The sequence below is a fragment of the Bacillus sp. FSL M7-1345 genome (assembly GCF_038006985.1).
GTDB lineage: Bacteria > Bacillota > Bacilli > Bacillales > Bacillaceae_G > Bacillus_A > Bacillus_A cereus_U.
The window spans coordinates 1,767,234-1,791,621 of record NZ_JBBOWG010000001.1 but is presented as its reverse complement, the minus strand read 5'-3'; the positions used below and the strand labels follow the sequence as shown (position 1 = coordinate 1,791,621).

Genomic DNA, 24,388 nt, shown 5'->3' with positions numbered 1-24,388 from the left:
GGTATCCCCTCTTTATACAAAAACAACAGAAAATTCAGTCTATTTATTCTGAATTGATGGTTCTGTCTCTTTCATCGTTAATTCTCTCTCTAACACTGGTACTGGATAATCAACACCATCTTGCTTTTTCAGAGTTATAGAATATAGAGTTTGTAATGCTTGATGATCCTTCTCTCTAAATTTCATCTTTCCTTTCGGTGTCTCAAATTCCATCCCTTCCATTTTCTTAATAAGTGTATCTACATCTGTATCGCCCTTCGTTTTCTTTACAGCTTCGACGATAGAAATTGCTGCTGACATTCCTCCTGCTGTAAATAAATCTGGAACAGCACCATTAAATCGTTTTTTATGTTCTTCTACTAACCAATCGTTCACCTTATTCTTTGGAAGTGAGTGATAATAAACGGAAAACCCTTGCATCCCTATTAGCGCATCCATCGTTTTTAATGCTGGTATATCAGGTGCACCAGTAGAAATTTTAATACCTTGCGCTTCTACATTCATATCTTTCAACTGTTTCCATGGTGAATTCGCACCTGCCCAAACGATAAATAGATAATCTGGTTTTGAGCTAATAATATTTTGAATATTCGCAGTGAAATCAGTTGCATTCGTATCCGCGTATTGCTCGTTTACAATATTTGCACCTAATTTCTTCGCTCCAGCTTTAAATGCAGCAATCCCCTCACGACCGTAAGCATTATCTTGTGCTAGCGTTGCTATTTTCACATCTTTTTTAGCAATTGCCGCAGCACCAGCGATTGCATCTTGAGATGAATTTCTACCAGTCCTAAAAATATATTTATTCCAGTTCTTCCCGGTAATACTATCAGCAACAGCTGGTTCTACAACCATTATTTTTTCATATTCTTCAGCTAGTGGTAAAACCGCTAATGTATCACTTGAACTAGATGATCCGACTAAAAAGTCAACTTTCTCCTCTTCTAATAACTTTGTAGCTTTTTTAACTGCTACATCTGCTTTCGTTTCTGTATCTTCTACAACAAACTTAATCTTCTTTCCTTCTACTTTCCCTGTTCCACCAGTTGCATAGTCTAACCCTAATTCAAATCCATTTACCGTTTGTTTTCCATATGATTCTAATGGACCTGTTAACGAAGCAAGAACCCCTACCTTAATCGTTTTTTCATCTTCTGTACTTGTCTTCTTTCCTGAACAAGCTGCCGTTACTAACAATGAACCTAAAACACAACCAGTCAACATCATTTTGAGCCATTTACGTTTTTTCATCGACATCGTGATTCCCCCCATACTTTACTTTCTGATAGAATCAAACACGCCAAAGTACCCCATCTGTAATTATGACTTTTTCTTTAAACAAAAATAAACCAGGTTGTTAATATTAATGTATTTTCTCCGATTTCCATTGAATACCTTTACAATTTGATATAAATATTTAATTCCTATATATACAAGCATTCCCACACTATTAAACTTCTATCCTTTCTAACAAGTATTTTGAGTCTCCAGTATTAATTTGCTTTCTTAAAAAATTGAATTCTTTGGAGTAAACCATCTGTAATTATTATATTTCCTTGGCTATCTACTGCAATTTCCCTAGGAAACGAGAACTGCTCATTTCCTTGACCTTTCGTGCCCCAACTTTTAATAAATTGAAACTGCTCATTAAATTTTTGAATACGATAATTCGCTGTATCCGCAACTAAAATATTACCTTCTTTATCAACAGCAATACCAAATGGCATATTAAACTGCCCCGGACCTTCACCTAAAGTTCCTATAGCGTCAACAACTTCTCCATTCTTATCTATTTTCACAACCCTATTATTTCCCATATCAACAACATACAAGAATCCTTTTGCATCCCTTGCCATTGCCACAGGCGTCCTTAATAACTTAGAAGTATCTAGCTCACTCCCCCATGATTTCACATATTTTACAGCTGAGGCACTTCCTACAGAAGTAAACATTCCTAGACTCACAGTAACAATGAAAAAACAACATATAATTTTTTTATAAAATCCATGCTTACTACCACCTAATCACAGTAGCTGCCCAAGTATACCCAGTACCTGCACTAACCGCTACTGCAATATCTCCAGGCTGTAATTTCCCTTGCTCATTTGCAATGTGAAGACCGATACACGGATCCAGCGCTGACATATGCCCATGATGATCTAAATATACAACTTGTTCTTCTACTAATCCCAATCCTTGTAACAATTCTATTAACATAGAACGTTTTGTATGCAGTGGTAATAATACTTTAATATCTTTGGGAGTTAATCCACTTTTTCTTAGCGCCTCCCGAATAACCTTTTCAAAATTAGGAGTTGAAACCAGATCTAAACGTTCTTTCATACTAATAGGATCTATTACATCGATATAATGTTGTCGATTCTCAACCGTATCATAGCTAGCAATTTGTTTCGATCCACCTGCTGGAATACGTACATCTTCATGAAATGAACCATCCGTTATAATAGCACTTCCTAATATTTCACCGTTGCTAGCGCCTTTTTTTACTAAGGCTGCACTTCCGCCATCAGCGAAATTAAACATGAAACGTGAGCGTGGATTATCATAATCTACAATTTGAGATTCTTTACATCCACCTACTAATAATATGTTTTCAATTGATTTATCAGAGTAGAGCATATCTTTTGCGACTTTGAGAGCAATTGGAAAGCAAGAACTAACATTCATAATTTCAAAAGCATAAGCATTCTTCAATCCAAGTTCATGCTGAATTTTTGGGGCACTAGACCATACGTGGTAATCTTTATGTGGACTGCCAAAATAAATGACTACATCAATAGATTGAGGATTAACTTGTAGTAATATTGGCTTTGCAGCAGCAATAGCTAAATCTGATGCATGCATCGTTTCGTCTGCGACATGCTTTTCATATAGCCCAAATTTTTCTATAATAATATTCTCAGGGATACCTGTTTTTTTAGATAGGTCTGCAGCTGTCTCTACGCCTTTTGGGAAGAATACTCCTGTCGCTTCAATCCCGATATTCATTAGACTACTCCTCCTTCTTTTGGCACCATCATAGTAGCTACACCTGTTAAAACTAAATCTCCTTTTTGATTATGACACTCTGTTAACAATTTTATTACTCTCTTTTCGATAATAAACTCTTGTACTGTAGCCGTAGCTGTAATCGTATCTCCTATAAAAACTGGTGTTGTAAATTTAATAGTTTGTTCCATATAAACAGAACCCTTTCCTGGCAAATGTACTCCTAACAATTGTGATAATAGACTAGAAGTTAATAAACCATGTGCTATTCTTTGATTAAATCTAGTTTGTTTCGCATACTCATGATCAATATGGATTGGGTTAAAATCCCCACTTAAACCTGCAAATAGTACAAAATCTGTTTCTGTTATTGTTTTACTACAAGATGCTTGTTGCCCAGCGCTATATTTGGTCATCCCTTCACCTACTTTTCAATTGATTAGCTAACTGTACTTTTTGAATTTTACCAGTTGCATTTTTAGGTAATTCCTCTAGAAATACAATTTCTTTTGGAATTTTATATTTTGCTAGAAATAGAAGACAATGTTCAATTACTTCTTTTTCAGTTAAGACACTGCTACTCTTTTTCACAACAAAAGCGATTGGTATCTCTCCCCACTGTAAATGTTGTGTACCAACGACCGCTACCTCACATACATCCGAAAGCCTATTAATGACTTGTTCTACTTCAAGTGGATAAATATTTTCACCACCTGAAATTATCATTTCTTTTTTTCTACCGACAATGTATACAAAACCATCTTCATCAACTTTAGCTAAATCACCAGTATGTAACCAACCACCTTGAATAGTTTCTTCTGTTGCATCTGGCCGATTCCAATACTCTTTCATTACATTTGGCCCTCTTATAATTAACTCTCCAACTTCACCAACTTCAACTTTATTTTTATTTCCATCGATAAGTACATAATCACAAAATAGAACAGGTTTTCCAATTGAGCCTACTTTACGTCTTGCATCTTCTTCTGAAAGCATGAATACTGTTGGTGATGTTTCAGTCATACCAAAACCTTGACCGAATAAAAATCCTCTATCTATAAATTCTCTTATCAACTCTTCTGGACACGGAGCACCGCCATTATAAAACCAACGTACTGATTGTAAATTCGTACTTTCAAACTTTGAACAATTAATTAATGCTTGATGAATTGTAGGCACTCCCATCACTACAGTCACTTTATGTTTTTCTATCATGGAAAGCGCTGTGATTGGCTCAAATTTTCTTGGAATAATGATTATTCCACCTGCAAATAAAGTTGGGAATGCGAATAAACCAATCCCACCAATATGAAATAAAGGCAATAATACAATGGAGCGATCATGAATAGTTAGGTCAATCGCAAATGTATTATTGAGCGCATTCCAAAACATATTTTTTTGTGTAAGTACAGCTCCTTTCGGTGTTCCTGTTGTTCCCGAAGTGTAACATATAATAAAGGATGCGTTTTCATTTATATCCTCAAAATAGTGGTTGTTTCTATTTTCTATTCGCTTTAAATTTTTTATCGAAAGAACTCTTTGTACATATGATTCCTTCTCCATTGAAAGTGCCATATTTTGAAATGTTTCCTCTACAAATAAAACCGTGGTTCCACTATCTTTCAACTGAAATATAAGTTCATTTTCTGTTAACCTTATATTCAGTGGAACAGCAATGCATTCTACTTTCGCTATAGCAAATAAAAGGACAATATATTCCAAGCTGTTTTGTGATAAAATAGCTACCCTTTCTCCTTTTTTCATATTTAAATCGCAAATTAAATATGCTGCTACTTTACTCACATACTCATGTAACTGTTTATATGTTATTTCCTCTTCTTCCGTAATAACGGCAATGCGATCTGGATGTAAATATGCTCGTTTTTCAATCCAATAAGCAATGCCTTCCATATTTACCACTCCCTTATCTTTTTCTCAATCCTTCAAATATTAATGACATCGCTGCCTCAAATACCTTCTCCGGAACATCCTTCTCTTCCCAATACCCCCAGCGCATTCCTAGAAATTGACCAATTGACATAAGACAATACGCAATTGTTTCTTTATCAAGTTGTTTAAACTCTCCCGCTTCCATACCAGCCGACAAACTTTTTAAAAATCCATTTGCGAGCTTTGCATAGTACCATCTATATAAATCATCATCAACAACTACCGCCTGTTGTACAATGTTATATAGATTAGGACGATCTTTTACCCATCGAAAAAATGCCTGAAAACCTCTTCTTTGCGCCTCTTCATAACTTGATATCCCCTTCATTTCTTCTTTAATAATTAAGCGTAACTCACGGTTCAATCTACGAATCAATTCATCAAATATATCTTTTTTAGCTGGAAAGTAATTATAGAAAGTTCCGTGCGCTACCTTTGCTGCTTGCGTAATATTCACGATAGAAGCCTCATAATATCCTTTACTACCAAACACCTCTTCTGCAGCACACAATAATTTCTCTCTCGTTTCCAGTCCTTTTGTTGTTAGATTTTTTACATCCATTATTATTTTTTCTGACACCTGAATCACCTCTTAGATTTGATTATAAATATATTTTCGAATTTTACAATTATTTTTATTAGACAAAATCCGCCAAGTATTTTTCTACATACAAAAAAGACTAACTTATCTTTAAGTTAGTCTTTTAATCTTAATTAGAGCTAAGTTCCACTTTCTCTAACCCTTCAGCCAATTGTTTCTTATCTAACCCTTCCCCTATTACCACCAAGTTTGTCGGGAAACCGAAGTCTTGTTCCAGTAAAGTTGGTACCCCAAACGAATATTGGAATAAGTGAGGGTATTTATCTCCATGGAATTTCACAAAACCTTTCACACGATAAATACTATCTGGTAAATTCGAAAGCCATTCATATAATTTGTCTTGATCAATCGATTTCGTAAATTGATACGTCATTGTCTGTATATGTAAATGCTGTTTAACATGAAGTGTCTCGTGTTCTCCATCACTCACAAATTCAGCTTCTTCTATATCATTTAAAGATATATTACAATACTTTGTTTCAAACAATTTCGCATGATTATTTATTGCTTTTACATCTTCAAATACTTTATTTTTATCTTCATCTGTTAATAAATCTGATTTATTAATAAGAATATGACTTCCATATTTCATTTGCTCATGTAATAGCTGTTGTACATTTGCACTTAATATACTTCGGTTTAACCATCTTACTGCATCTAATACGACTACTATGGACTTCACTTCAAGGAAAGGAGCTAAAATTGGTGATACACATGCATCTAACACTTCAATTGGATGTGCGACGCCTGTTGTTTCTATATAAATTACATCTGGTCTTTCTTGTTGATATAAAGAATGTAATTGTATTTCAAGCTCTTCTTTCAACGTACAACAAATACATCCTTTCAGGAGTTCCCTTAACACATTCTCTTTTCCAATAATATCTGTATCTACCGAGTATTCACCGATTTCATTCATTAACACGGCAACTTTTCGATTTTTCTTCTTTTCTGCTAATAATAAATTTTGCAGCAATGTTGATTTTCCGCTACCTAAAAAACCACCTAATATATGAATTTCTACTTTATTCATTCGACCGACCATCCATTTCTCTACTTCAAATTTCTTCAAAGCGTAATTATTACGATTTATATTTATCATTTTATTAAAAGAATACCTATTTGTAAACAAAACTGCTAGATTATCGTTTCATTTTCATTCACTTCATGAGCAACTCTAATTCCAGACTCAATCGCTCCTTGCATCCATCCATGTGTTAACGTCGTATGTTCTCCTGCAAAGTGCACCCTGCCAGCTGGCGGCGTAATATATGGAAATACTTCAAGCTCTTGCCCTGGTTCAAAAGCTGTAAATGCTCCGCAAGAATACGGATTTTGACTCCAGCTAAAAGATTCTCCTGCAACATACTCACTATAAACCACGTTTCCATATATTTGCGCTAAATTTTTCAACGCATAACGAATACGTTCTCTATGCGAGAGACTATCCCATGTTAATGCCTCATCTGCCCACGTATAACTGGCTAAAATAATCGCTGATCCTGATGCATGAATGCCGTAGCTCGGATAATATGTAAAGCGGATAGGTAAATCTGTAATGGACTTACCACCATATTGTCCTGCTCTTTCCCAAAACCTACTTTTAAACTCTATCGCAATTTTAGTTGAAGCTATATAATTTAATTCGCGAATTGCCCGCCTTTTATAATACGAGAATAAATGATATGGCTGGACTTCTACAAATCGCAAAGCTGAAAATGGAATTGTGACAATAGCGATGTCACCAGTTACTATAAATGAATTTAACGTTTGCTCATGTGTTACTTGCAGCATTACTTTATTATCTTCCTGTATAATTTTTTCTACTTTATATGACATAAAAATATTATCCTTTAGCTCTGGTAAAAATGAATTTGGTAATGCATCCATCCCGCCCGTTATCTCATAATATTTCGTCGTTGAAGTGAAAAAGATCATTTCGCGTAATACTTCAATTAAAGACATTCCCATGTATGCTTCCATATCAAGAAGTACTCCGATCATATCTATTGCCCCATCTGAATAATACTCAGTTAAAAATGAACCGAGCGAATATGTTTTATACTTTTTTTCAACAATAATCCAGTTTTTATCAGGATCTTTCTTAATATAATTAAGTATCGGTTCCAATACCTCTAACATTAACCCTTCTGCCGTTTTCTCTCTTTCTTTATCTAAAACTGGATATCCAAGTACACTTGGATCCTTTTCAAACACATCCAATCTCGTTCTTTTGTTATTCGTATAAATTATATCTGAAGAAGTTTTATTAATAAAAAGGTTTAACGGTAGTTTAAATTTACGAATGTAGGCTAAAGTTAAATCATGAGTATCCGGAATACGCATAGGACCTGCGTTAAAATATAATCCTGCACTAAATGGTTCACGAATCGTATACACCCTGCCACCTATTCTGTTATTTGCTTCTATAATCGTTACCTCGTGTCCAGCCTCTTTTAATAAAGATGCTGCAACTAAACCAGATATCCCCGCACCGGCAACTGTAATCCGCTTGGGGGTATTCGTTTTGGCAAGCCCTTCATGAACAATTTGAAGCATTTTTTCCATCGATAATGGATTCCCCATGCCAATTCCCCTTTTACGAAGGATTTTACTGAATTATATTCGTTTAACAGGATTCCTATGTTTCATTCAAGTAATTGAGTGGATACATTTTCAATCACTTGAATATCTTTTATAAAATGTAATAAAATAGATATAAAACTATAGAAGTAAGACGTATTATCTTACATAATAAAATTTATGAAATAGCGAGGAATTTTGAAATGAAAAAAGGTATTAACCGTGTTGTATTAGTAGGAACAGGAGCAGTTGGATGTAGTTATGCTTACTGTATGATTAACCAAGCTGTAGCTGAAGAATTTGTTTTAGTTGATGTAAATGAAGCAAAAGCTGAAGGAGAAGCAATGGACTTAAGCCATGCCGTTCCTTTCGCACCAGCTCCAACAAAGGTTTGGAAAGGTAGTTATGAAGATTGTAAAGACGCAGATCTTGTTGTAATTACAGCTGGATTACCACAAAAGCCAGGTGAAACACGCTTAGATTTAGTTGAGAAAAACGCTAAAATTTTCAAGCAAATTGTTCGGAGCATTATGGATAGCGGCTTTGACGGTATCTTCTTAATCGCAACAAACCCTGTAGATATTTTAACTTACGTAACTTGGAAAGAATCTGGATTACCGAAAGAACGCGTAATCGGTTCTGGTACAACTCTTGATTCTGCTCGTTTCCGCTATATGCTAGGTGAGTACTTCGATATTGGACCTCATAACATTCACGCTTATATTATCGGAGAGCACGGTGATACAGAACTTCCGGTGTGGAGTCACGTATCAATTGGTATTCAAAAACTACAAACGCTTCTTGAAAAAGACAACACATATAACCAAAAAGATTTAGATGATATTTTCGTAAACGTTCGTGATGCAGCTTATCACATTATTGAACGAAAAGGTGCTACATACTACGGCATCGGCATGTCACTTTTACGTGTTACGAAAGCAATCTTAAGCAATGAAAACAGCGTATTAACTGTATCAGCATATCTTGAAGGTCAATACGGCCAACAAGATGTTTATATCGGCGTACCTGCTGTTTTAAACCGCGGCGGTGTTCGTGAAATTTTAGAAGTTGAACTAAGTGAAGAGGAAGAATTAAAATTCGATCACTCTGTTCAAGTATTGAAAGAAACAATGGCTCCTGTTCTTTAATCATATTTTTCAATCAAAAAAGCAATCCGATTTATATTGGATTGCTTTTTTATATTTTTATAGTTCCCCCTCAATTTAAACGGTAATATTATCTATAAAAAGGAGTGATTTCATGAATGATTCTTGGACGCTTGTAATCCTCTTGCTAGCTGTAGCATCCTTAATACTTTTCCTCTTCTTAATCATCAGAACGCTATTTCCAACTAAAAAATATGATAAGAATCTCGGATTGATTCTACTTATTTTAAGCTTGTTAGCAATACCGATAAGTATCTTCCTTATAGGAGGATGGGCAGGTATGGGAGTTGGTGTAATCGCAGTCTTTATTTTTGCTGCTGTTATTATAGCTTTAATTGCAAATACCTTCGTTAAACTACCTCCTCCAAAGAAAAAATAACAAATGACCGATGTTTTCATCAAGAGAAAACATCGGTCATTTTCTATCACTTAGTATCATTAATCGGTTCATCATTATTTACATCAAGTACATCTAATAAAAAGATAAAGATTGGAATCCCAATAATAAGCCCCCATATTCCAAGGAAATGTTCTGAGAAAATAAGAATCATAAATGTATAAAAAACAGGTAAATTCGTTTTTGCAGACATAAATTTTGGATTTAATAAATAACTTTCAAGAGCGTGGATTACTGTAATGAACACTAGTATGTAAACAACATACATAACCCCGCCGACGTTATAGGCAATGATACAAAGTGGAAACAATGAAATGATAACACCAGCAACTGGAATCAAACCGAGTAGAAAGACCATGACAGCCAATACAAGAAGCTGCGGAAATCCTAAAATGACAAGTGCAATTACAGTGAGCACACAATTGACAACCGCAATTAAAAACTGTGCTTCAATTACTTTTCCGAACGATCTTGCAAATCTTTCACCAAAATATGCAATCTCCTCATAAAAAATTTTCAGCTTACTATCTTTAAATTTCGAAGTAAATGCTATAATGCGTTCTTTTTCTAATAAGAAAAATAAGCTTAAAATAAGAGAAAGTAGTATTTGTAAACTGACTTTTCCTATGTTTGCTATCGATTGATATATGACATCTACACCTTGTTCGATATATTTCGATACTTCCATTCCATTAATTGTCGAAAGTGCATATTTAATTATCTCGTTATCAGGTGGGTTCTGAAAAAACAATTTAAATTGATAAATTAATTGTGAAATTTGTATCGTTAGTACAGGCAAATATTTATATAGTGTAGTTACAATAAACGTCACTAATACAATATATAAACCAGCAATAACCACTTTCCTATTTACTTTCAATTTTTTTGAAATAAACTTTTGAAATCGATCCATCAAAAACGTGAGAATAAACGTAATTAATATTAAATTAATCATACTTTTTAATCCATACAATACAAGCACTAATATTATTAAAACGAGAAACCGTTGAAACCCTCTACTTCGAAAGAAATTTTTCACTTCATTCATTAAAAATTAACCTCCCCCTTCAATGGATGGAAATTGAATATATTACATTTTATGAACTTCTATAGACAATCTTTCTTACTAATTAGGAAGAATCCTTTTTTTCTTTTCTAATGTCGGATTTTTCATCTAATACTTTTCTAAAAACTATTTTTCAACTCTATATTTTAGGAGAACGTCTATTTTTAGACTGTTGCTCCTTAGTAGATTTTTCATATTGAAAAAAGAGAGTTATCTATTACTTAACTCTCTCTAGAAAAATGCTAAATGAAAAGCTTAATTATTTCAATCTAATCATTTCTTTTTTGCATTTGCTTCGCTAACAATTCCTTCACTTGGTTATACGTTAAACCTGAATTTTTGTTTAAACGCTTTACTTCCTCGACATCAGTACCTACCACTGTATATTTTTTCTCATCACTCATATTTCCACTTCCTTTTTCACCAGATCATTTCTTATATTTCTTCCCTAAACTCTTATAAATTAACACAAATAAGCTGTACTAAATTAAATAGCTAAAGGGAGTTTAGTTGCATAAGAGGAATAGATAAAAAAATGTCGAATTTATTTATTTGTTGAAATTGAGGACTTGGAGGATATATTTTGAAGAAATATGAGTTTAAAAATAACATTCCAACATTGGAAGAGTACAAATATTTGTGCGAGTCTGTTGGATGGACTAATTATATGAATTTTGAAGTGGTGGAAACATCACTAAAGAATTCTATCCACTGCATCACAGTCAAAGATAATGAACAAATTGTGGGCATGGGGAGAATTGTTGGTGATGGGGCTATCTATTTCTATATTCAAGATATAGTGGTTCATCCAGATTATCAGAAAAATGGTATTGGGAAAAAAATAATGCATATCTTGGTTGAATACTTAAATCAGAATGCCTCTGATAAGGCGTTTGTCGGTTTGTTTGCATCGCAAGGTAAAGAATCTTTCTATGAAAAATATGATTTTAAAGATTACTCACCAAACATGACGGGGATGTTTACTGTCATTTCAAAAAAATAAACATAATAGATTTTTAATTGTAGGAGAAGACATCCATCAATATTAAAGAAATTGTTCTCGCAGTAACCCTTTCATTATTAAGCTAAAAGGATTCTTATCTTCAATAAGATTTTCCAAAATTGGGCGTGAATATTAAATAAGAAAGGACAGTACATATTATATTTGACTAATATGTACTGTCCTTTAATTTATCTAACTTTTTTTAATTTTGATCTTGAATTGTATTTCTTAATAAAATTTCACTACATCTTCAGTAGGTAAGAATGTTCTTTCTGCTGGCTGTTCATTTGGTTCACCAAATGGCATTTGACCTACTAAGCTCCACTCTGCTGGAATGTTCCAAGTTTCTTTTACTTCAGCATCTACGATTGGGTTGTAATGTTGCAGTGATGCGCCAATTCCTTCAGCAGATAATAGCATCCACACAGTATGTTGTAACATTGCATTACCTTGATGAGACCAGAATGGGAATTGATCTTTATATAACGGTGCATTTTCTTGCATTTTTTCTACAGTTGCTTGATCTTCAAAGAATAAAACTGTACCTACACCTGTATGGAAACCTTTTAGTCTTTCTACAGTCGCTTCAAAGTTTTCTGCTGGTACGCGTGATCTAAGCGTTTCTTTTACGATATCCCAAAACTTTTCATGCTCTCCATCCATTAATACAACCATACGGCCACTTTGCATATTAAAAGATGTTGGTGCGTGTAAAGCTGTTTTTAAAACTTCTTCAATTCTTTCCTTTGTAATTGTAGCGTTTTTTGTTACTTTACGAATTGAACGACGGTTCACGATTGCTTCTTTTAAGTTTGTTGTAGTTGCTGACATTTTAATTCCTCCAAATATATGTTTTATTATTTTTATTTAAACAAATCAACTTGATTCTTTCATGCAAAACGAATTAGCAATATCCATCCGTATTACATTGCATACCTTCAAATGAATTTGTTTTATCCTTTTCGATTTCTTTATCAATTACTCTTTGTAACGTTTCTTTACTAGCAAGCCCTTGAATGACTTCATCACCAATCATGACAGTTGGTACCGCCATAATATTCGCTTCATCATATGCATGCTGAATTGCTTCTTGATGTTTTTCTTTATATTTTCGAGTTACTAAAGCATCTTTAAATTCAGCTTCAGGAAGCCCTACTTCTACCGCTAGTTTTGTTAACACATCAATATCTTCAATGTTTTGTTCTTCTTGGAAAAATGCGGTGAATACGCGGTGATGATACTCATTTCCTAGTCCACGTTCTTTCGCAAATTCACATCCTTCAAAAGCTAAATGTGTATATGGATGCGGTGAAACACGTGGCAGACGCATTTCAACCCCTAATTTTTTTGCAGTAGGAAGAATGAAAGAATCCCATGAACCTAACTTATCTGGCTCGTTCCAAGGATCTATTTTAGAATATGGACTTGGACGCAATTCAAATGGCATCCATTCGATTTCCACATCTTTCTCTTTCGCTACTTCATCTAATGGACCTTTTGCTAAAAAGCAAAACGGACATATAAAATCTGAGTATACTTTCATTTTCACAGCCATATTATTTGCACCTTACCTTCTTTTTATTTTCAGATGTAACCATTACAGTTACAATTTTAAGAAAAAAATATGCATTCTCTTTTAGAGACTTGCGATTATCATATTATGCATTCATTTTTTGTTGTAAAGATTCAAATAACTGCCCCATCGTAATATTTCTCAAAACTTCTTCCATCGCGGATTGTGCTTGAATTAAAATAACTTCTAAAACCGCTTGAATATTCGCTCCAATTGGGCAATCTGGATTCGGTTGCTCGTGAAAATGAAATAGTTTGTCTTCTTCTACTACATTCACTGCATGATACACATCTAACAATGTGATTTCGTGTAAATCCTTTAATAATCCCGCGCCACCTGGTCCGCGATTTACGTAAACAAATCCAGATTGTTTCAAGTAAGACATTATTTTACGAATGACTACCGGATTTGTATTTACACTTTCGGCCATATAGTCCGAAGTGCAAACTGAAGATGGATTGTTTTTTAAAATAGATAAAATATGAACAGCTATAGAAAAGCGGCTACTAATTTTCATCGTAATCACCACCCGATGTAATCATTATAGTTACAACCAAAAAATAAGTCAATCCTTTTTATAGATTTTTTATAAGCAAATTAAAAAAGTGTCCCATTATGATATATGAGACACCTCTTTTGATTCTGCAAATAACTCTTGGAATTCTTCAATAAATAGCTGTACAGCGAGTGAAGAATCCTTTAATGAAGGAACAGCTAAAGCAATTTCTCTCCATACTTGTGGTTCCAATTCTCTCGTTTGTATATTCTTTGGTAAACTCGTTAAAGATAACTCAGCCAAAATTGCGATTCCCAATCCTTCTTGAATCATATTTAAAGCTGTTGTAACTGTCGAAATTACATATTCAGCCCGAAGTGGTACGTTCGCTTGTTTAAACATATCAATAATGGGAGGTTCATATCCACCCTTACATAATATGATTGGTTCATTCTCTAAATCACTTATTGTAATAGATTTCTTCTTACACAAAGGATGATCCTCTCTTAAGACAACAACCATTTTCCCCTTCGTTAAGGGCACGATCTCCATATCTTTATTAGGCAAAATAACAATTCCGATATCAATTACTCGTGATAATAGCCAATCTTCTACTTCTTTAAGTGTACCTTCGCAAAGAACTAATTCTAAATTCGGATACTTTTCACGAAAGATATTAATCATTTTAGGTAAGAAATATGCTGAAGCACTCGGAAAACTCCCGATTCGAATCGTTCCAACTTCATGCCCCTTCTCCATCGCAACTTCTTGCTCAATCTTCTCCACACCGTTCAAAATTTCTCTAATATGTACAAGAATTCGGTTTCCCACCTCTGTAACGATTAGCCCTTTTCGTTTATCACGTATAAGAATGGTAACCCCTAATTCTGACTCAATGCTTGAAATTGCATGACTTACAGCTGGTTGCGTCATATTCAACATCCCAGCAGCCTTCGTAAAACTTCCTAATTCAACCGTTTTAATTAAAACTTGAAGTTGTGTAATGGTCATAACTAATTACTTATACTCCCCATAAAAAAGATTCATTTTATTTATTACACTCGATATCATATCATAGGGAAATGAATTACAACAAGGAGGTCTTACAGTGACACAGCTTTCTCGAACTAAAGCGACAATAATCCTTACATTTCTCGTTATTATGTGGGGAATTAATTGGCCGTTATCTAAATTTGCTCTGCATTACACACCACCCGTACTCTTTGCAGGGATTAGAACTTTAATAGGAGGTTTTATCTTACTTATTTTCGCATTACCGAAATACAAACAATTAAATTTAAAGGAAACTTGGCATTTATACTTTATTTCATCTTTACTCAATATTATTTTGTTTTACGGACTACAAACTGTCGGACTTCAATACATGCCCGCCGGACTCTTCTCCGCAATCGTATTTCTCCAACCTGTCTTACTCGGCATTTTCTCATGGATTTGGCTTGAAGAGGCAATGTATGGCTTGAAAATTTTCGGACTTATTCTTGGATTTATTGGTGTTGGGGTTATTAGTTCTAGTAGTTTAACTGGACATATTTCTATTATCGGTGTTCTACTTGCTTTAGGCTGTGCTATCGGCTGGGCACTCGGCACAGTATTTATTAAGAAAACTGGACACCGCGTTAATGCCATTTGGATGGTAACACTTCAGCTTATTATTGGCGGACTTTGCTTAATCGGATTTGGTTCAGAATTTGAAAGCTGGTCTAACATCGCTTGGAGTATACCATTTGTAAGTGTACTACTATTCATCTCAGTCTTTGTTATTGCAATGGGATGGCTCGCTTACTTTACACTTGTAGGAGCTGGTGAGGCAAGTAAAGTTGGGGCTTATACGTTCCTTATCCCTCTTATCGCTATTATTGTAAGCTCTATTTTCTTACATGAGGCCATTACAATTAGCTTATTCATCGGACTTTTATTTATTATCGTAAGCATTTGTTTTGTAAATATAAAGCCGAAAGCACTTGCTGTAAGGCAGCAAGTTGAAGTGAAATAAATAAACGTGAAAAAGAGCCTACTGCTTGTAGGCTCTTTCTTATACCTTACTTTTTACGACGTACTACAAAAACAAACGTACCCACCGAAGATACAATCGCTAAAACTGATAACACAATTGCTATTGTTGATATATTACTTGTACCTTCATTTTTTTCCACACTAGATACTTCTCCATGTTCTCCAGTTAAGGACGTACCTTTTGCAATTGTAGTAACTGAATGCGGTTTTTCAGCTTTCTCATCGCCTGTCCATTCAACAATTTCTCCGTCTTTATATTGTTGATATGCATCCCAAGCTATTTTTTGTTCTTTATCTGGGTTTTTAGCAACGAAAGTAAATCGTTGGAACTGACCAGATAAAATCCCTTCCCCTGTCGCTTCCCATATTACAGTTTTAACTTTTCCAGCTGCATCTTTTTGTTCTTCCACTTTCCACCCTGGCACTGGCTCGTACTGTTGAAACTCAACTCCAGATGGTATTTTTAGTGTGACTTTTGTTGTTGCCATATTCTTTTCAACAGGTACCTTTATTGTATACGTCTCCCAAGAGCTAACGTCAGACGTTGCTGGTTTTACAGTCACATGAGCACTTACAGGTAACGAAAAAATTCCCATTGCAATTATTGTCACTATCATTGTTGTTCCTAATTTTTTTATACGTTTCATTTTCTTATAACTCCTTTTCCTCTGTAACTTCTCTTTATCCCGCATTAACGGGCAGTAATACTCCCACCTCAAAATTCGGCTGGAACAAAGAAGTTAGGTGGGAGATCAACTGCCCGTAAAAGCCCGATTGGTGAAGGCTAATAATCAGTGGGGGGATGAACAATCCCCCACTGATTAAAGTTTCACTTTATCTGCCACCTACAATAAATTTATAATCTGTATCGAAGCTATCAAGAGATTTTGTTAATCCATGAACATGTATATTCCAGTTTCCTGTCATGTTAATATACATTCCTTCCGCTTCATATTCTCCCGGTGACACTGCCGAAACTTTAAATGAACCTTTGCCCATATTCATATCTAAAGATTGAGTCGTCAATACAATTTGTTCCATATCAGTAACAGGCTGTCCATTCTCATCCTTCAAAGTAATATGAAATGTATTCTGTCCTACCTTATTAGGACTTACATGTAAAGTAAGTTCATATCCATTATCTAATTGTTTACTCTCTGTAAAAGGTCCCGTAGGAGGCATCGGCGGCGTTTGTACATTTGTCATAAACGCTACGATTACAAAAACGATAATTCCAATGATAAACTCTACTTTCACCGTAGCTCCTAACCTTTGCTGCGCTCGCATTCTCCCTTTCACATAATGAATAATTCCCAATATCCCCATACACACGAATAAAAATATCTTTGCTAATAAGGCCAATCCATACTTCGTATCAAATAGGGAATGGATCGTGGGAATAAAAAATGTACTGTTAAAAAGACCCGTTAATAAAATCACTATGACAGCACCTGTTGCCCACGGTGAAAAACGCTTAATCGCATCCCAATACATAGTCCACTTGTCATCCGCTTTACGTAAAAGAAGAACAATCGATGATAGCCCCCCAATCCATAACGAAGCTGCGAATAAATGTAGAAAGTCCATAACGACAGCAATTTCTTTAAACTTTAATCCATATGCATGACTATTGAAGGCTTTCATAACAAGTAACCCAATAAATAATACAATTGGAATGCTCCATACTTTAAACGACGAAAGCTTCTCACGCTTCACCGCAAAATATGTAACAATTATAAGCGTACTAATAAGAGCCATTTGAGTTATCCATACATAACCAAAAACAGATAGCTGTAATGTTTCTTTTAATAATATAGGATCGAATGCTTCTAACCATGAAACATCAGCATTTATTTTCGCCTGCAATGGTAGATTGAATAGTAAACTAATAAATATCCCAAATAATGATATCCATATTATTCTCTTACTCCTTGATTGAACTGGGGTTGCATTCCCTTTATACATAATAAGATTAAAGAATAGAACTCCTAAAAATAGTGAGAAACTTGTATATAGAACCCCACGTTCCATGATCATATCGATTTGCGGAACATAGCCCATCTCTTCTACTTGTATATCGTCTGTTCCCGCTTCTGCTAATCCAATCCGGAATGGAATAACTCCTTGAATCGGATGCCCGTCAGCTGAAATAGCTTTCCACTGAATAGAGTAAAGACCATTTTTGAGATTCTCTTTTAACCCAGCTTCTAATAATTTTTTGTTTTTCTTATCAATATGAGCATCTTTTAAATCTACTCTTTTACCTGAGGTATCTCTTACGAACAATGTATTAAAACTTGAAACTTGTATGTCCTCATCGAATTCAATTTTCACAATAGATGGTGCTTTCTTCAACGTTTCATTTTCAGTAGGGTTTGATTTCACAACATACGCATGAGCAGATGTGCTTTTTGGTATCAATATGATAAACACGCACGCTATTAATAGCCATGCCCCTAACCTTCGCATTACTTTCACAATCATTTCACTTCTTTCTTTTTCGTCACTACACTTTCATTACTTTTTACTTCCCAAGTTTTATTTCTTGATAAAATATTAATCTGATTAAGTATAAGGATCTATTTAGTATCACTCTCTATTTATTCCTCACCTCTATACTTCCAATATAATAGTAGCTACCTTCATAGATATTACTAATATTTTTAAAGTTGATTATCATTATAGCATAAAATATATTTATGTAAGTTTCTAAAGAAGAAAAGTTATCGTGAATCATTTGTGAAAAAAATGTGAAATAAACTCCCATATAAAGAGAAATACACAAATTAAAAAGGTGTTACGTTATTACGTAACACCTTTTCTCAAGGATAAACTTCCTTTACTTCTCTTCCGGATAATCACAATACTCAATGATTGTTCCCTCTGTATCCGCTGGGTTAAGATAAATTAATCGTCTACCATGTTTATTAATTCGAAGGGTATGCTCTAACGTTCGAATACCTTGTTCTTTTAACTCTTCTAAAGCTACATCTAAATCATCTACACGATACGCAACATGATGGACACCTTTCCCTTTTTGCTTTATAAATCGTGCTATCGGAGAAGTTGTATTATTCGTTGGCGCAAGTAATTCGATTCTATCACCATCAACTTCAAGAATAGCTACTTCGCTTTCAACACCGGGTGCTTCACTTACGTATCGATCTATTAAAGTTCCTGATAAAACCTTTTTATAAAAATGTATCGTACTATCTATATCACGAACTGCGATGCCGATATGATCAATTGTTTTTTTCATTTCATTTCCCCTACTACTTTATTTTTTCTCATTATTAATAGTAACAAAAAAAGTTATAGAATCAAATTCTATAACTTTTTAAATTCAACCTATTTTCTTATTCGCACTAGCTGCTGGTTGAACTTGATTTTTCGCTTTTAAAATGCTAATGCCATATCCGATAAATCCACCGATAATCGCTGGGAAGATCCAGCCTAATCCTACTTCCTGCATCGGAAGGAATTTAGTGAACACACGGCTTACTACTTCAATATTAACTCCAGCTGCACTTAATCCATCAAATAAGCTGATGATAAACGTTACGATTAAACTCACTTGATAAACTTCAGCTCTTCCTTTGAATAATGAGTGGAAGAATGTTAAGAAAATCAACACGATTGCTAGTGGATAAATTGCTGTTAATACTGGAACAGAAACTGCGATTAATTGCGTTAATCCAACATTTGCAACAATAGCACTAAACACACATAACGTAATTGCAATTGCTTTGTAAGGAACATTTGGAAATAACTTATGGAAGAATGAAGAGCATGCTGATACAAGTCCCACACTTGTTGTTAAACAAGCAACTGTAATCATTAACCCTAATAATACTCCGCCATATGATCCGAAATAGTAGTTAGAAACTTTTGCTAATACTTCTCCGCCGTTTTCTAAATGTCCAAGCTTCGCAACGCTTGAAGCTCCCATATAAGAAAGAGCTGTATAAATAATTGCTAAAATAGATGCAGCGATCAGTGTTGCTTTTGCACAAACAACCATAATTTGTGTTTTCGTTTTCGCACCTTTTTCTTTAATTGCATTAATGATGATGATTCCGAATACGAATGATGCAAGCGTGTCCATCGTTAAGTATCCTTCTTGGAATCCTTTAAAGAATGCATGTGATGTATAAGCTTCCACTGGTGCTTGCATATCTCCAATCGGATGAATAAAAGCAACGATTACTAAAATACCGATGAATGTCAATTTAATTGGTGTTAATATTTTTCCAACAATATCGACAATTTTCGCAGGATTTAGCGAAAAAAAACAAGTGATGCTAAAGAATATAATTGTGAAAAGAATTAAAGGTGTAGAACCTAATCCCTCTGGCATAAAAGGCTTAAGACCAATTTCATAAGAAACATTTCCTGTTCTTGGTATTGCAAATAACGGACCGATTGCTAAGTATAAAACTGTTGTAAACACAATCCCAAACACTGGGTGAGCACGACTTGCTAATGACTGTAAATCATCTTTACCTGAAAAACCAAATGCTAATACACCTAGTAATGGTAAACCTACTCCTGTTACTAAAAATCCAGCGTTAGCAATCCATACATTCTCTCCTGCCGATTGACCTAGCATAGCTGGGAAAATTAAATTTCCTGCTCCAAAAAATAGTGCAAATAACATTAATCCAATAACTACTATGAACGAAAACGGTACTTTATTCGCCATAATATAACCCCCCATTCAAATTTCCTTATCTCATTTTCCAATTTTAACTAATTGAATTTTCTGAATATTTAATTTAAGTATCAACTATTCTTGAACTCATTATAGTTTGATATATAATATTTTGCAATACTATTTTCAAACTTTTCTTTTATTTTATAAATATACATTTTTTAACATAGGGAATAGACTAAAAAACCAACATGGTCATCCATGTTGGTTTTTACATTTACTATCATTATTTAAAATTTCGCCGCTACTTTCTTAACGTTCTCTAAACCTTCTTCAACAATTTGCTGTGAGCGATCTGGATATTGATTGTGTCCTTCAATTACAACTGTCTCTGGATTGGTAATTCCCCAGAACCCAAGTACGTTTGTAACGTAATTAACAGCCATTTCCATAGGAGCCATTTGTTCAGAAGAGTAATCTGAACCACGAGCGCCTAAAACAACTACTTTCTTATCACCAGCTAAACCTTCTGGACCGTTCGCTGTATATTTAAACGTTTTTCCAGCTTGAGAAAGATATGAAATATACGTAATTAATGGTGCTGGTACTGTAAAGTTCCATAATGGGAACGCAAATACAACCTTTTCAGCCTCTAAAAATTGATTTAAATATTTATCTACTGTAGCAACTGCCTTCTCTTCTTCAGCTGTTATCTCCATTCCTTGACTACGTTTATATCCACCTGAAATAGCGATATTTCCGTAATACGGAAGATCTAATGCAAATAAATCTAACTCCGTAATTTCTGTATTCGGATTTGCTTCCTTATAAGCACTTACAAATGTTTCATACATTTTTGAACTAATTGCTTGCTCCGCTGGACGATCGTTCGCTTTTACAAATAATACTTTTGACATAGTTTTATTCTCCTCTACTTTTGTATTTTCTTCTTTTTTACCAAATAATGAGCTAAATAATCCCATTCTCTTCACCTAAACTTTCTTATCATATTCATTATTCATCAGCGTTAAAAATCTTATTCTAAGAAAAGGTTTCATCATGTCCTGCTGAAACTATCTCATTTAAATACATTATCTAAACCGAAGTTTTAACTTTTATTTATTTAATTACCTTATGTAAGTGAGTATAGTATACCTACTTACTTTAGTCAAGTAACTTTTCAAAAAGCAAAAAATCTTGAATTAAAAATAATAAAGAAATATATTTCCTCAGTCAAAATGATAAATTCGAAAACACATAAGTGAAATACCTTGTATAATACAACTAGAGAGGGAAATTCATCTATAGAGAGGATTTATTAATGAGTACTTTAGAAAAGATTCAAACCTTTATCATTCTTGCAGCTGTTATATTCGGGGTTACATTAGGACAATTTAATATAATACATATGTATTCAGAAAAATTTATTGTCCCCTTCTTATTTTTAATGCTTTATGGATTATTCCTCAGCATCCCCTTAAAGGATATAAAAAACGGATTCCGTAACTTAAAATTCGCTGGAACAAGCCTAGTTATTAACTTTATATGGACACCTTTTCTCGCTTGGGGATTAGGTGCGTTATTTCTTTCAGATCACCCAGCACTTTGGGTTGGCTTTATTATGTTAATGGTTACTCCGTGTACAGATTGGTATTTAATTTTCACAGAGATCGCAAAAGGTAACGTCGCATTATCTACATCAATTCTACCGGTAAATTTGATTTTACAAATACTATTGCTACCAATTTATTTGTTTTTATTTGCAGGTGTAATGAAAACTGTTGATATTTCTGTTTTATTAGAAAGTATTGTTATTGTACTTGTTTTACCATTTTTACTTGCGCACGCTACAAAATTCATTATGCATAAAATGAAAAAAACTGAAACACTTGAGAATAAACTCATTCCGTTTTTCAGCTCTGCTCAAATTGCATTTTTAAGTTTAGCAATATTAGCGATGTTTGCCTCACAAGGTAAGTACTTATTACAAAATATGAATGTTGTTTTATTGTTACTTATACCAGTATTACTGTTCTTCATGATTAACTTTATACTAGGACAGTTTGTAGGACGTATGATGCATTTATCCTATGAAGACACTGTAAGCCTAAGCTTAACAACATTAGCGAGAAACTCGCCTGTTGCACTCGCAATTGCTGTGACTGCTTTTCCAGACGAACCTCTTATTGCACTTGCCTTGGTCATTGGACCGTTAATTGAATTACCTGTGCTTGCTAGCATTTCGCAAATGTTGCTGCTTATTAAGAAAAAAAAGCAATATACATAATAAAAAACGTCCCACTGCGGGACGTTTTTTATTGTCGAGAAATTATAGAATTAACGATACTTATCGTCTCTTACTCATTAATAAAAATGATATAATAAAAGATTAACTTTTCGTTACATTAACAGAGCCTTTCTAATTAAAAATTATAGGAAAAGTAAATATAACGAAAGCTGCCCAAAATCCGTATACCGGCAAATACTTAGTAACGGCATCTTGGATAGTTGAAGGTCCGGATTTGTTTTGTAGAAAACGCATATAGGAGAGCATAATCCAAATTAGATTTGCCCAGATAAGTATGTTTACTCCTAAAGCAGCAAGTCTATTAGGCGTAATCCCATAAGAAGAAAGTCTGAACACGATTGCTGACAAAGCCACACTGTCAATGATAAGTGCAAGAACAATTAAGGCAAAATTTATATAATCTGAAATGTTCTTTTTCTCGTCTGAGTCGCTCTCGATAATGGAAAATATGGTAACGGCCAATACACCAAGGAGTATTCCGTTGAAGACTATCAGGAAATTGCGGTCCAAGAATGGATTTTTTCCGACCCATATAACCGTTATTAGATAGAGCAACAATGTGATCAGGACAAGTGGACTAAAAATTTTAGCTATATATGGTGTAATATTCTTAGCAAGTTTCAGATTCATTGATACCAGGTATGCAGCCACAATTGCAAGAGCGGCAGCACCAAATAAAACAACATTACTAAAATAGAAGTCTTCTATATTCAAGTCAACAAACCTAAATAACTGCATGGTTAATGCTGCTAGTACCATTCCGCTAACTGCCATGCTGGCGTAGAGAATACAATATTCCAAATTAAATTTAATATAGGCTAATCTTGTACTGCCTTTTGAATATTCATTCCCTGTAAATGCAAGCCCTACCAATACCCATAAGAATATGGGAAAGTGTAAATAAGCAAGGATAATACTGTCTTTATAATTTAATGGCAGCATATTAAGATAAAACCCGGAAATTAGGAACAACGCTGCAAGAGAATAAATAATACTTTTTTTCGGAGTATTATTGTAAACAAAATAGGCAGCAATAAAGGGAATTATACCAAAAGCCAGGTTAATCGGAGCAATTGCTCCCTGTTCGACAAAATGGAAGATTATCCTGGTGCTTAGCCCTGCCAGAATAGCTAAAATGCCCATGAATAAGAAACCTTTTTGAAACAATGAAGGTTTTTCTGTATTTGCCGTCTCCTTGAAATGCAACCTTTCATACCAAGCACCTAGCACCTGAGAATCAGGGTTTTGGGCCCATGCTTGTGAGAATGACTTTTTAAAAGCTTTCGGGTCTTTTCTATACATTCTCTCCAGCTCATGAGGGTTATCAATATTTTCAATAATCAAATTGTTAATGTCCATAGTTATACCTCCCCTAATTTTAAAAATAACGTTGTTACCTTTTCCATAAAAAGCAACACACTTATTTATTCTGATTTTGATTTTAATATAAATTTTATCGTTTTGCAATAAACTTTTATTATTTTAGATAATATTTTTGTTGTGTATTTTCGTTCTAAGCAAAAACAAAAAGCATTCCTCATTCAAAGAAAT

General features: G+C 34.2%; 24 protein-coding genes and 1 pseudogene. 5 read left to right on the top strand and 20 right to left on the bottom strand.

Annotated elements, in window-relative coordinates:
- Window positions 1–39: 39 nt before the first annotated feature.
- From MHB76_RS09300 to MHB76_RS09265, 8 genes and pseudogenes are all read right to left on the bottom strand, one after another.
- The gene (locus MHB76_RS09300; protein WP_016104548.1) at window positions 40–1,257 is read right to left on the bottom strand and encodes a substrate-binding domain-containing protein; all 1,218 of its coding nucleotides are present in this window, start codon (window positions 1,255–1,257) and stop codon (window positions 40–42) included.
- A 257-nt stretch (window positions 1,258–1,514) separates the two neighbouring features.
- Window positions 1,515–1,952: pseudogene (locus MHB76_RS09295) on the bottom strand (6-bladed beta-propeller); the annotation flags it as partial.
- A 61-nt stretch (window positions 1,953–2,013) separates the two neighbouring features.
- Window positions 2,014–3,009, bottom strand: coding sequence for a 3-oxoacyl-ACP synthase (locus tag MHB76_RS09290; protein ID WP_002158289.1), 996 nt, complete (start codon window positions 3,007–3,009; stop codon window positions 2,014–2,016).
- Window positions 3,009–3,425, bottom strand: a complete 417-nt coding sequence (locus MHB76_RS09285; RefSeq protein ID WP_002158290.1) for a MaoC family dehydratase — start codon at window positions 3,423–3,425, stop codon at window positions 3,009–3,011. The genes MHB76_RS09290 and MHB76_RS09285 overlap by 1 nt, the downstream gene beginning before the upstream one ends.
- Window positions 3,426–3,429: 4 nt before the next feature.
- Window positions 3,430–4,920: an o-succinylbenzoate--CoA ligase gene (locus MHB76_RS09280; RefSeq protein ID WP_070139138.1), complete on the bottom strand. Its 1,491-nt coding sequence runs from the start codon at window positions 4,918–4,920 to the stop codon at window positions 3,430–3,432.
- A 13-nt stretch (window positions 4,921–4,933) separates the two neighbouring features.
- Window positions 4,934–5,539, bottom strand: a complete 606-nt coding sequence (locus MHB76_RS09275) for a TetR/AcrR family transcriptional regulator (protein ID WP_002158292.1) — start codon at window positions 5,537–5,539, stop codon at window positions 4,934–4,936.
- Between the two features lie 130 nt (window positions 5,540–5,669).
- Window positions 5,670–6,593 carry a CobW family GTP-binding protein gene (locus MHB76_RS09270; protein ID WP_176107942.1) on the bottom strand — a complete coding sequence of 308 codons (924 nt, stop codon included), beginning with the start codon at window positions 6,591–6,593 and terminating at the stop codon, window positions 5,670–5,672.
- A 104-nt stretch (window positions 6,594–6,697) separates the two neighbouring features.
- Window positions 6,698–8,146, bottom strand: coding sequence for a flavin monoamine oxidase family protein (locus MHB76_RS09265; protein WP_078173171.1), 1,449 nt, complete (start codon window positions 8,144–8,146; stop codon window positions 6,698–6,700).
- A gap of 200 nt (window positions 8,147–8,346) precedes the next feature.
- On the opposite strand from MHB76_RS09265, the gene MHB76_RS09260 reads away from it, so the two are divergent.
- Window positions 8,347–9,291 carry an L-lactate dehydrogenase gene (locus MHB76_RS09260; protein WP_002012312.1) on the top strand — a complete coding sequence of 315 codons (945 nt, stop codon included), beginning with the start codon at window positions 8,347–8,349 and terminating at the stop codon, window positions 9,289–9,291.
- A gap of 112 nt (window positions 9,292–9,403) precedes the next feature.
- Complete coding sequence (locus MHB76_RS09255; RefSeq protein WP_078173170.1) at window positions 9,404–9,688, top strand: YesK family protein; 285 nt, start codon at window positions 9,404–9,406, stop codon at window positions 9,686–9,688.
- A 46-nt stretch (window positions 9,689–9,734) separates the two neighbouring features.
- On the opposite strand, the gene MHB76_RS09250 is transcribed toward MHB76_RS09255, so the two are convergent.
- Both MHB76_RS09250 and MHB76_RS09245 read right to left on the bottom strand, forming a co-directional pair.
- A complete protein-coding gene (locus MHB76_RS09250) occupies window positions 9,735–10,754 on the bottom strand; it encodes an AI-2E family transporter (RefSeq protein WP_002158297.1) in 1,020 nt (339 codons plus the stop codon).
- Window positions 10,755–11,041: 287 nt separating this feature from the next.
- Window positions 11,042–11,176, bottom strand: a complete 135-nt coding sequence (locus tag MHB76_RS09245) for a hypothetical protein (protein WP_002118339.1) — start codon at window positions 11,174–11,176, stop codon at window positions 11,042–11,044.
- Window positions 11,177–11,355: 179 nt separating this feature from the next.
- Here MHB76_RS09245 and MHB76_RS09240 point away from each other — a divergent pair, with 179 nt between their 5' ends.
- Entirely contained in the window at window positions 11,356–11,775 is a 420-nt protein-coding gene (locus MHB76_RS09240) for a GNAT family N-acetyltransferase (RefSeq protein WP_078173169.1), read from the top strand.
- Between the two features lie 228 nt (window positions 11,776–12,003).
- Here MHB76_RS09240 and MHB76_RS09235 read toward each other — a convergent pair whose 3' ends face one another.
- The 4 genes from MHB76_RS09235 to MHB76_RS09220 all read right to left on the bottom strand — a co-directional run bounded on the left by MHB76_RS09235 (window position 12,004) and on the right by MHB76_RS09220 (window position 14,855).
- Entirely contained in the window at window positions 12,004–12,606 is a 603-nt protein-coding gene (locus tag MHB76_RS09235) for a nitroreductase family protein (protein WP_078173168.1), read from the bottom strand.
- A gap of 73 nt (window positions 12,607–12,679) precedes the next feature.
- Window positions 12,680–13,330 carry a DsbA family oxidoreductase gene (locus tag MHB76_RS09230; protein ID WP_078173167.1) on the bottom strand — a complete coding sequence of 217 codons (651 nt, stop codon included), beginning with the start codon at window positions 13,328–13,330 and terminating at the stop codon, window positions 12,680–12,682.
- Between the two features lie 103 nt (window positions 13,331–13,433).
- Entirely contained in the window at window positions 13,434–13,865 is a 432-nt protein-coding gene (locus MHB76_RS09225) for an Rrf2 family transcriptional regulator (protein ID WP_002148752.1), read from the bottom strand.
- A 96-nt stretch (window positions 13,866–13,961) separates the two neighbouring features.
- Entirely contained in the window at window positions 13,962–14,855 is an 894-nt protein-coding gene (locus MHB76_RS09220) for a LysR family transcriptional regulator (protein ID WP_078173166.1), read from the bottom strand.
- Between the two features lie 97 nt (window positions 14,856–14,952).
- Between MHB76_RS09220 and MHB76_RS09215 the strand changes: the two genes are divergently transcribed.
- Complete coding sequence (locus MHB76_RS09215; RefSeq protein WP_002158303.1) at window positions 14,953–15,858, top strand: DMT family transporter; 906 nt, start codon at window positions 14,953–14,955, stop codon at window positions 15,856–15,858.
- 46 nt (window positions 15,859–15,904) lie between these two features.
- On the opposite strand, the gene MHB76_RS09210 is transcribed toward MHB76_RS09215, so the two are convergent.
- The 5 genes from MHB76_RS09210 to MHB76_RS09190 all read right to left on the bottom strand — a co-directional run bounded on the left by MHB76_RS09210 (window position 15,905) and on the right by MHB76_RS09190 (window position 21,512).
- Complete coding sequence (locus MHB76_RS09210; RefSeq protein ID WP_078173165.1) at window positions 15,905–16,525, bottom strand: YcnI family copper-binding membrane protein; 621 nt, start codon at window positions 16,523–16,525, stop codon at window positions 15,905–15,907.
- Window positions 16,526–16,712: 187 nt separating this feature from the next.
- A complete protein-coding gene (locus MHB76_RS09205) occupies window positions 16,713–18,362 on the bottom strand; it encodes a copper resistance CopC/CopD family protein (RefSeq protein WP_078173164.1) in 1,650 nt (549 codons plus the stop codon).
- A 355-nt stretch (window positions 18,363–18,717) separates the two neighbouring features.
- Complete coding sequence (locus MHB76_RS09200; RefSeq protein ID WP_002202379.1) at window positions 18,718–19,137, bottom strand: VOC family protein; 420 nt, start codon at window positions 19,135–19,137, stop codon at window positions 18,718–18,720.
- 84 nt (window positions 19,138–19,221) lie between these two features.
- Complete coding sequence (brnQ, locus tag MHB76_RS09195) at window positions 19,222–20,580, bottom strand: branched-chain amino acid transport system II carrier protein (protein ID WP_002158307.1); 1,359 nt, start codon at window positions 20,578–20,580, stop codon at window positions 19,222–19,224.
- A 239-nt stretch (window positions 20,581–20,819) separates the two neighbouring features.
- Window positions 20,820–21,512 carry an FMN-dependent NADH-azoreductase gene (locus MHB76_RS09190; RefSeq protein WP_002168630.1) on the bottom strand — a complete coding sequence of 231 codons (693 nt, stop codon included), beginning with the start codon at window positions 21,510–21,512 and terminating at the stop codon, window positions 20,820–20,822.
- 338 nt (window positions 21,513–21,850) lie between these two features.
- Here MHB76_RS09190 and MHB76_RS09185 point away from each other — a divergent pair, with 338 nt between their 5' ends.
- Entirely contained in the window at window positions 21,851–22,816 is a 966-nt protein-coding gene (locus tag MHB76_RS09185) for an arsenic resistance protein (RefSeq protein ID WP_078173162.1), read from the top strand.
- A 132-nt stretch (window positions 22,817–22,948) separates the two neighbouring features.
- Here MHB76_RS09185 and MHB76_RS09180 read toward each other — a convergent pair whose 3' ends face one another.
- A complete protein-coding gene (locus MHB76_RS09180; protein WP_078173161.1) occupies window positions 22,949–24,196 on the bottom strand; it encodes a DUF4153 domain-containing protein in 1,248 nt (415 codons plus the stop codon).
- Window positions 24,197–24,388 lie beyond the last annotated feature (192 nt).

Coding starts and splice junctions, on each gene's coding strand:
- MHB76_RS09300 (WP_016104548.1), bottom strand. CDS start 1,257: ATGTCGATGAAAAAACGTAAATGGCTCAAAATGATGTTGACTGGTTGT.
- MHB76_RS09290 (WP_002158289.1), bottom strand. CDS start 3,009: ATGAATATCGGGATTGAAGCGACAGGAGTATTCTTCCCAAAAGGCGTA.
- MHB76_RS09285 (WP_002158290.1), bottom strand. CDS start 3,425: ATGACCAAATATAGCGCTGGGCAACAAGCATCTTGTAGTAAAACAATA.
- MHB76_RS09280 (WP_070139138.1), bottom strand. CDS start 4,920: ATGGAAGGCATTGCTTATTGGATTGAAAAACGAGCATATTTACATCCA.
- MHB76_RS09270 (WP_176107942.1), bottom strand. CDS start 6,593: ATGAATAAAGTAGAAATTCATATATTAGGTGGTTTTTTAGGTAGCGGA.
- MHB76_RS09265 (WP_078173171.1), bottom strand. CDS start 8,146: ATGGGGAATCCATTATCGATGGAAAAAATGCTTCAAATTGTTCATGAA.
- MHB76_RS09260 (WP_002012312.1), top strand. CDS start 8,347: ATGAAAAAAGGTATTAACCGTGTTGTATTAGTAGGAACAGGAGCAGTT.
- MHB76_RS09255 (WP_078173170.1), top strand. CDS start 9,404: ATGAATGATTCTTGGACGCTTGTAATCCTCTTGCTAGCTGTAGCATCC.
- MHB76_RS09250 (WP_002158297.1), bottom strand. CDS start 10,754: ATGAATGAAGTGAAAAATTTCTTTCGAAGTAGAGGGTTTCAACGGTTT.
- MHB76_RS09245 (WP_002118339.1), bottom strand. CDS start 11,176: ATGAGTGATGAGAAAAAATATACAGTGGTAGGTACTGATGTCGAGGAA.
- MHB76_RS09235 (WP_078173168.1), bottom strand. CDS start 12,606: ATGTCAGCAACTACAACAAACTTAAAAGAAGCAATCGTGAACCGTCGT.
- MHB76_RS09230 (WP_078173167.1), bottom strand. CDS start 13,330: ATGGCTGTGAAAATGAAAGTATACTCAGATTTTATATGTCCGTTTTGC.
- MHB76_RS09225 (WP_002148752.1), bottom strand. CDS start 13,865: ATGAAAATTAGTAGCCGCTTTTCTATAGCTGTTCATATTTTATCTATT.
- MHB76_RS09220 (WP_078173166.1), bottom strand. CDS start 14,855: ATGACCATTACACAACTTCAAGTTTTAATTAAAACGGTTGAATTAGGA.
- MHB76_RS09210 (WP_078173165.1), bottom strand. CDS start 16,525: ATGAAACGTATAAAAAAATTAGGAACAACAATGATAGTGACAATAATT.
- MHB76_RS09205 (WP_078173164.1), bottom strand. CDS start 18,362: ATGATTGTGAAAGTAATGCGAAGGTTAGGGGCATGGCTATTAATAGCG.
- MHB76_RS09200 (WP_002202379.1), bottom strand. CDS start 19,137: ATGAAAAAAACAATTGATCATATCGGCATCGCAGTTCGTGATATAGAT.
- brnQ (WP_002158307.1), bottom strand. CDS start 20,580: ATGGCGAATAAAGTACCGTTTTCGTTCATAGTAGTTATTGGATTAATG.
- MHB76_RS09190 (WP_002168630.1), bottom strand. CDS start 21,512: ATGGGATTATTTAGCTCATTATTTGGTAAAAAAGAAGAAAATACAAAA.
- MHB76_RS09185 (WP_078173162.1), top strand. CDS start 21,851: ATGAGTACTTTAGAAAAGATTCAAACCTTTATCATTCTTGCAGCTGTT.
- MHB76_RS09180 (WP_078173161.1), bottom strand. CDS start 24,196: ATGGACATTAACAATTTGATTATTGAAAATATTGATAACCCTCATGAG.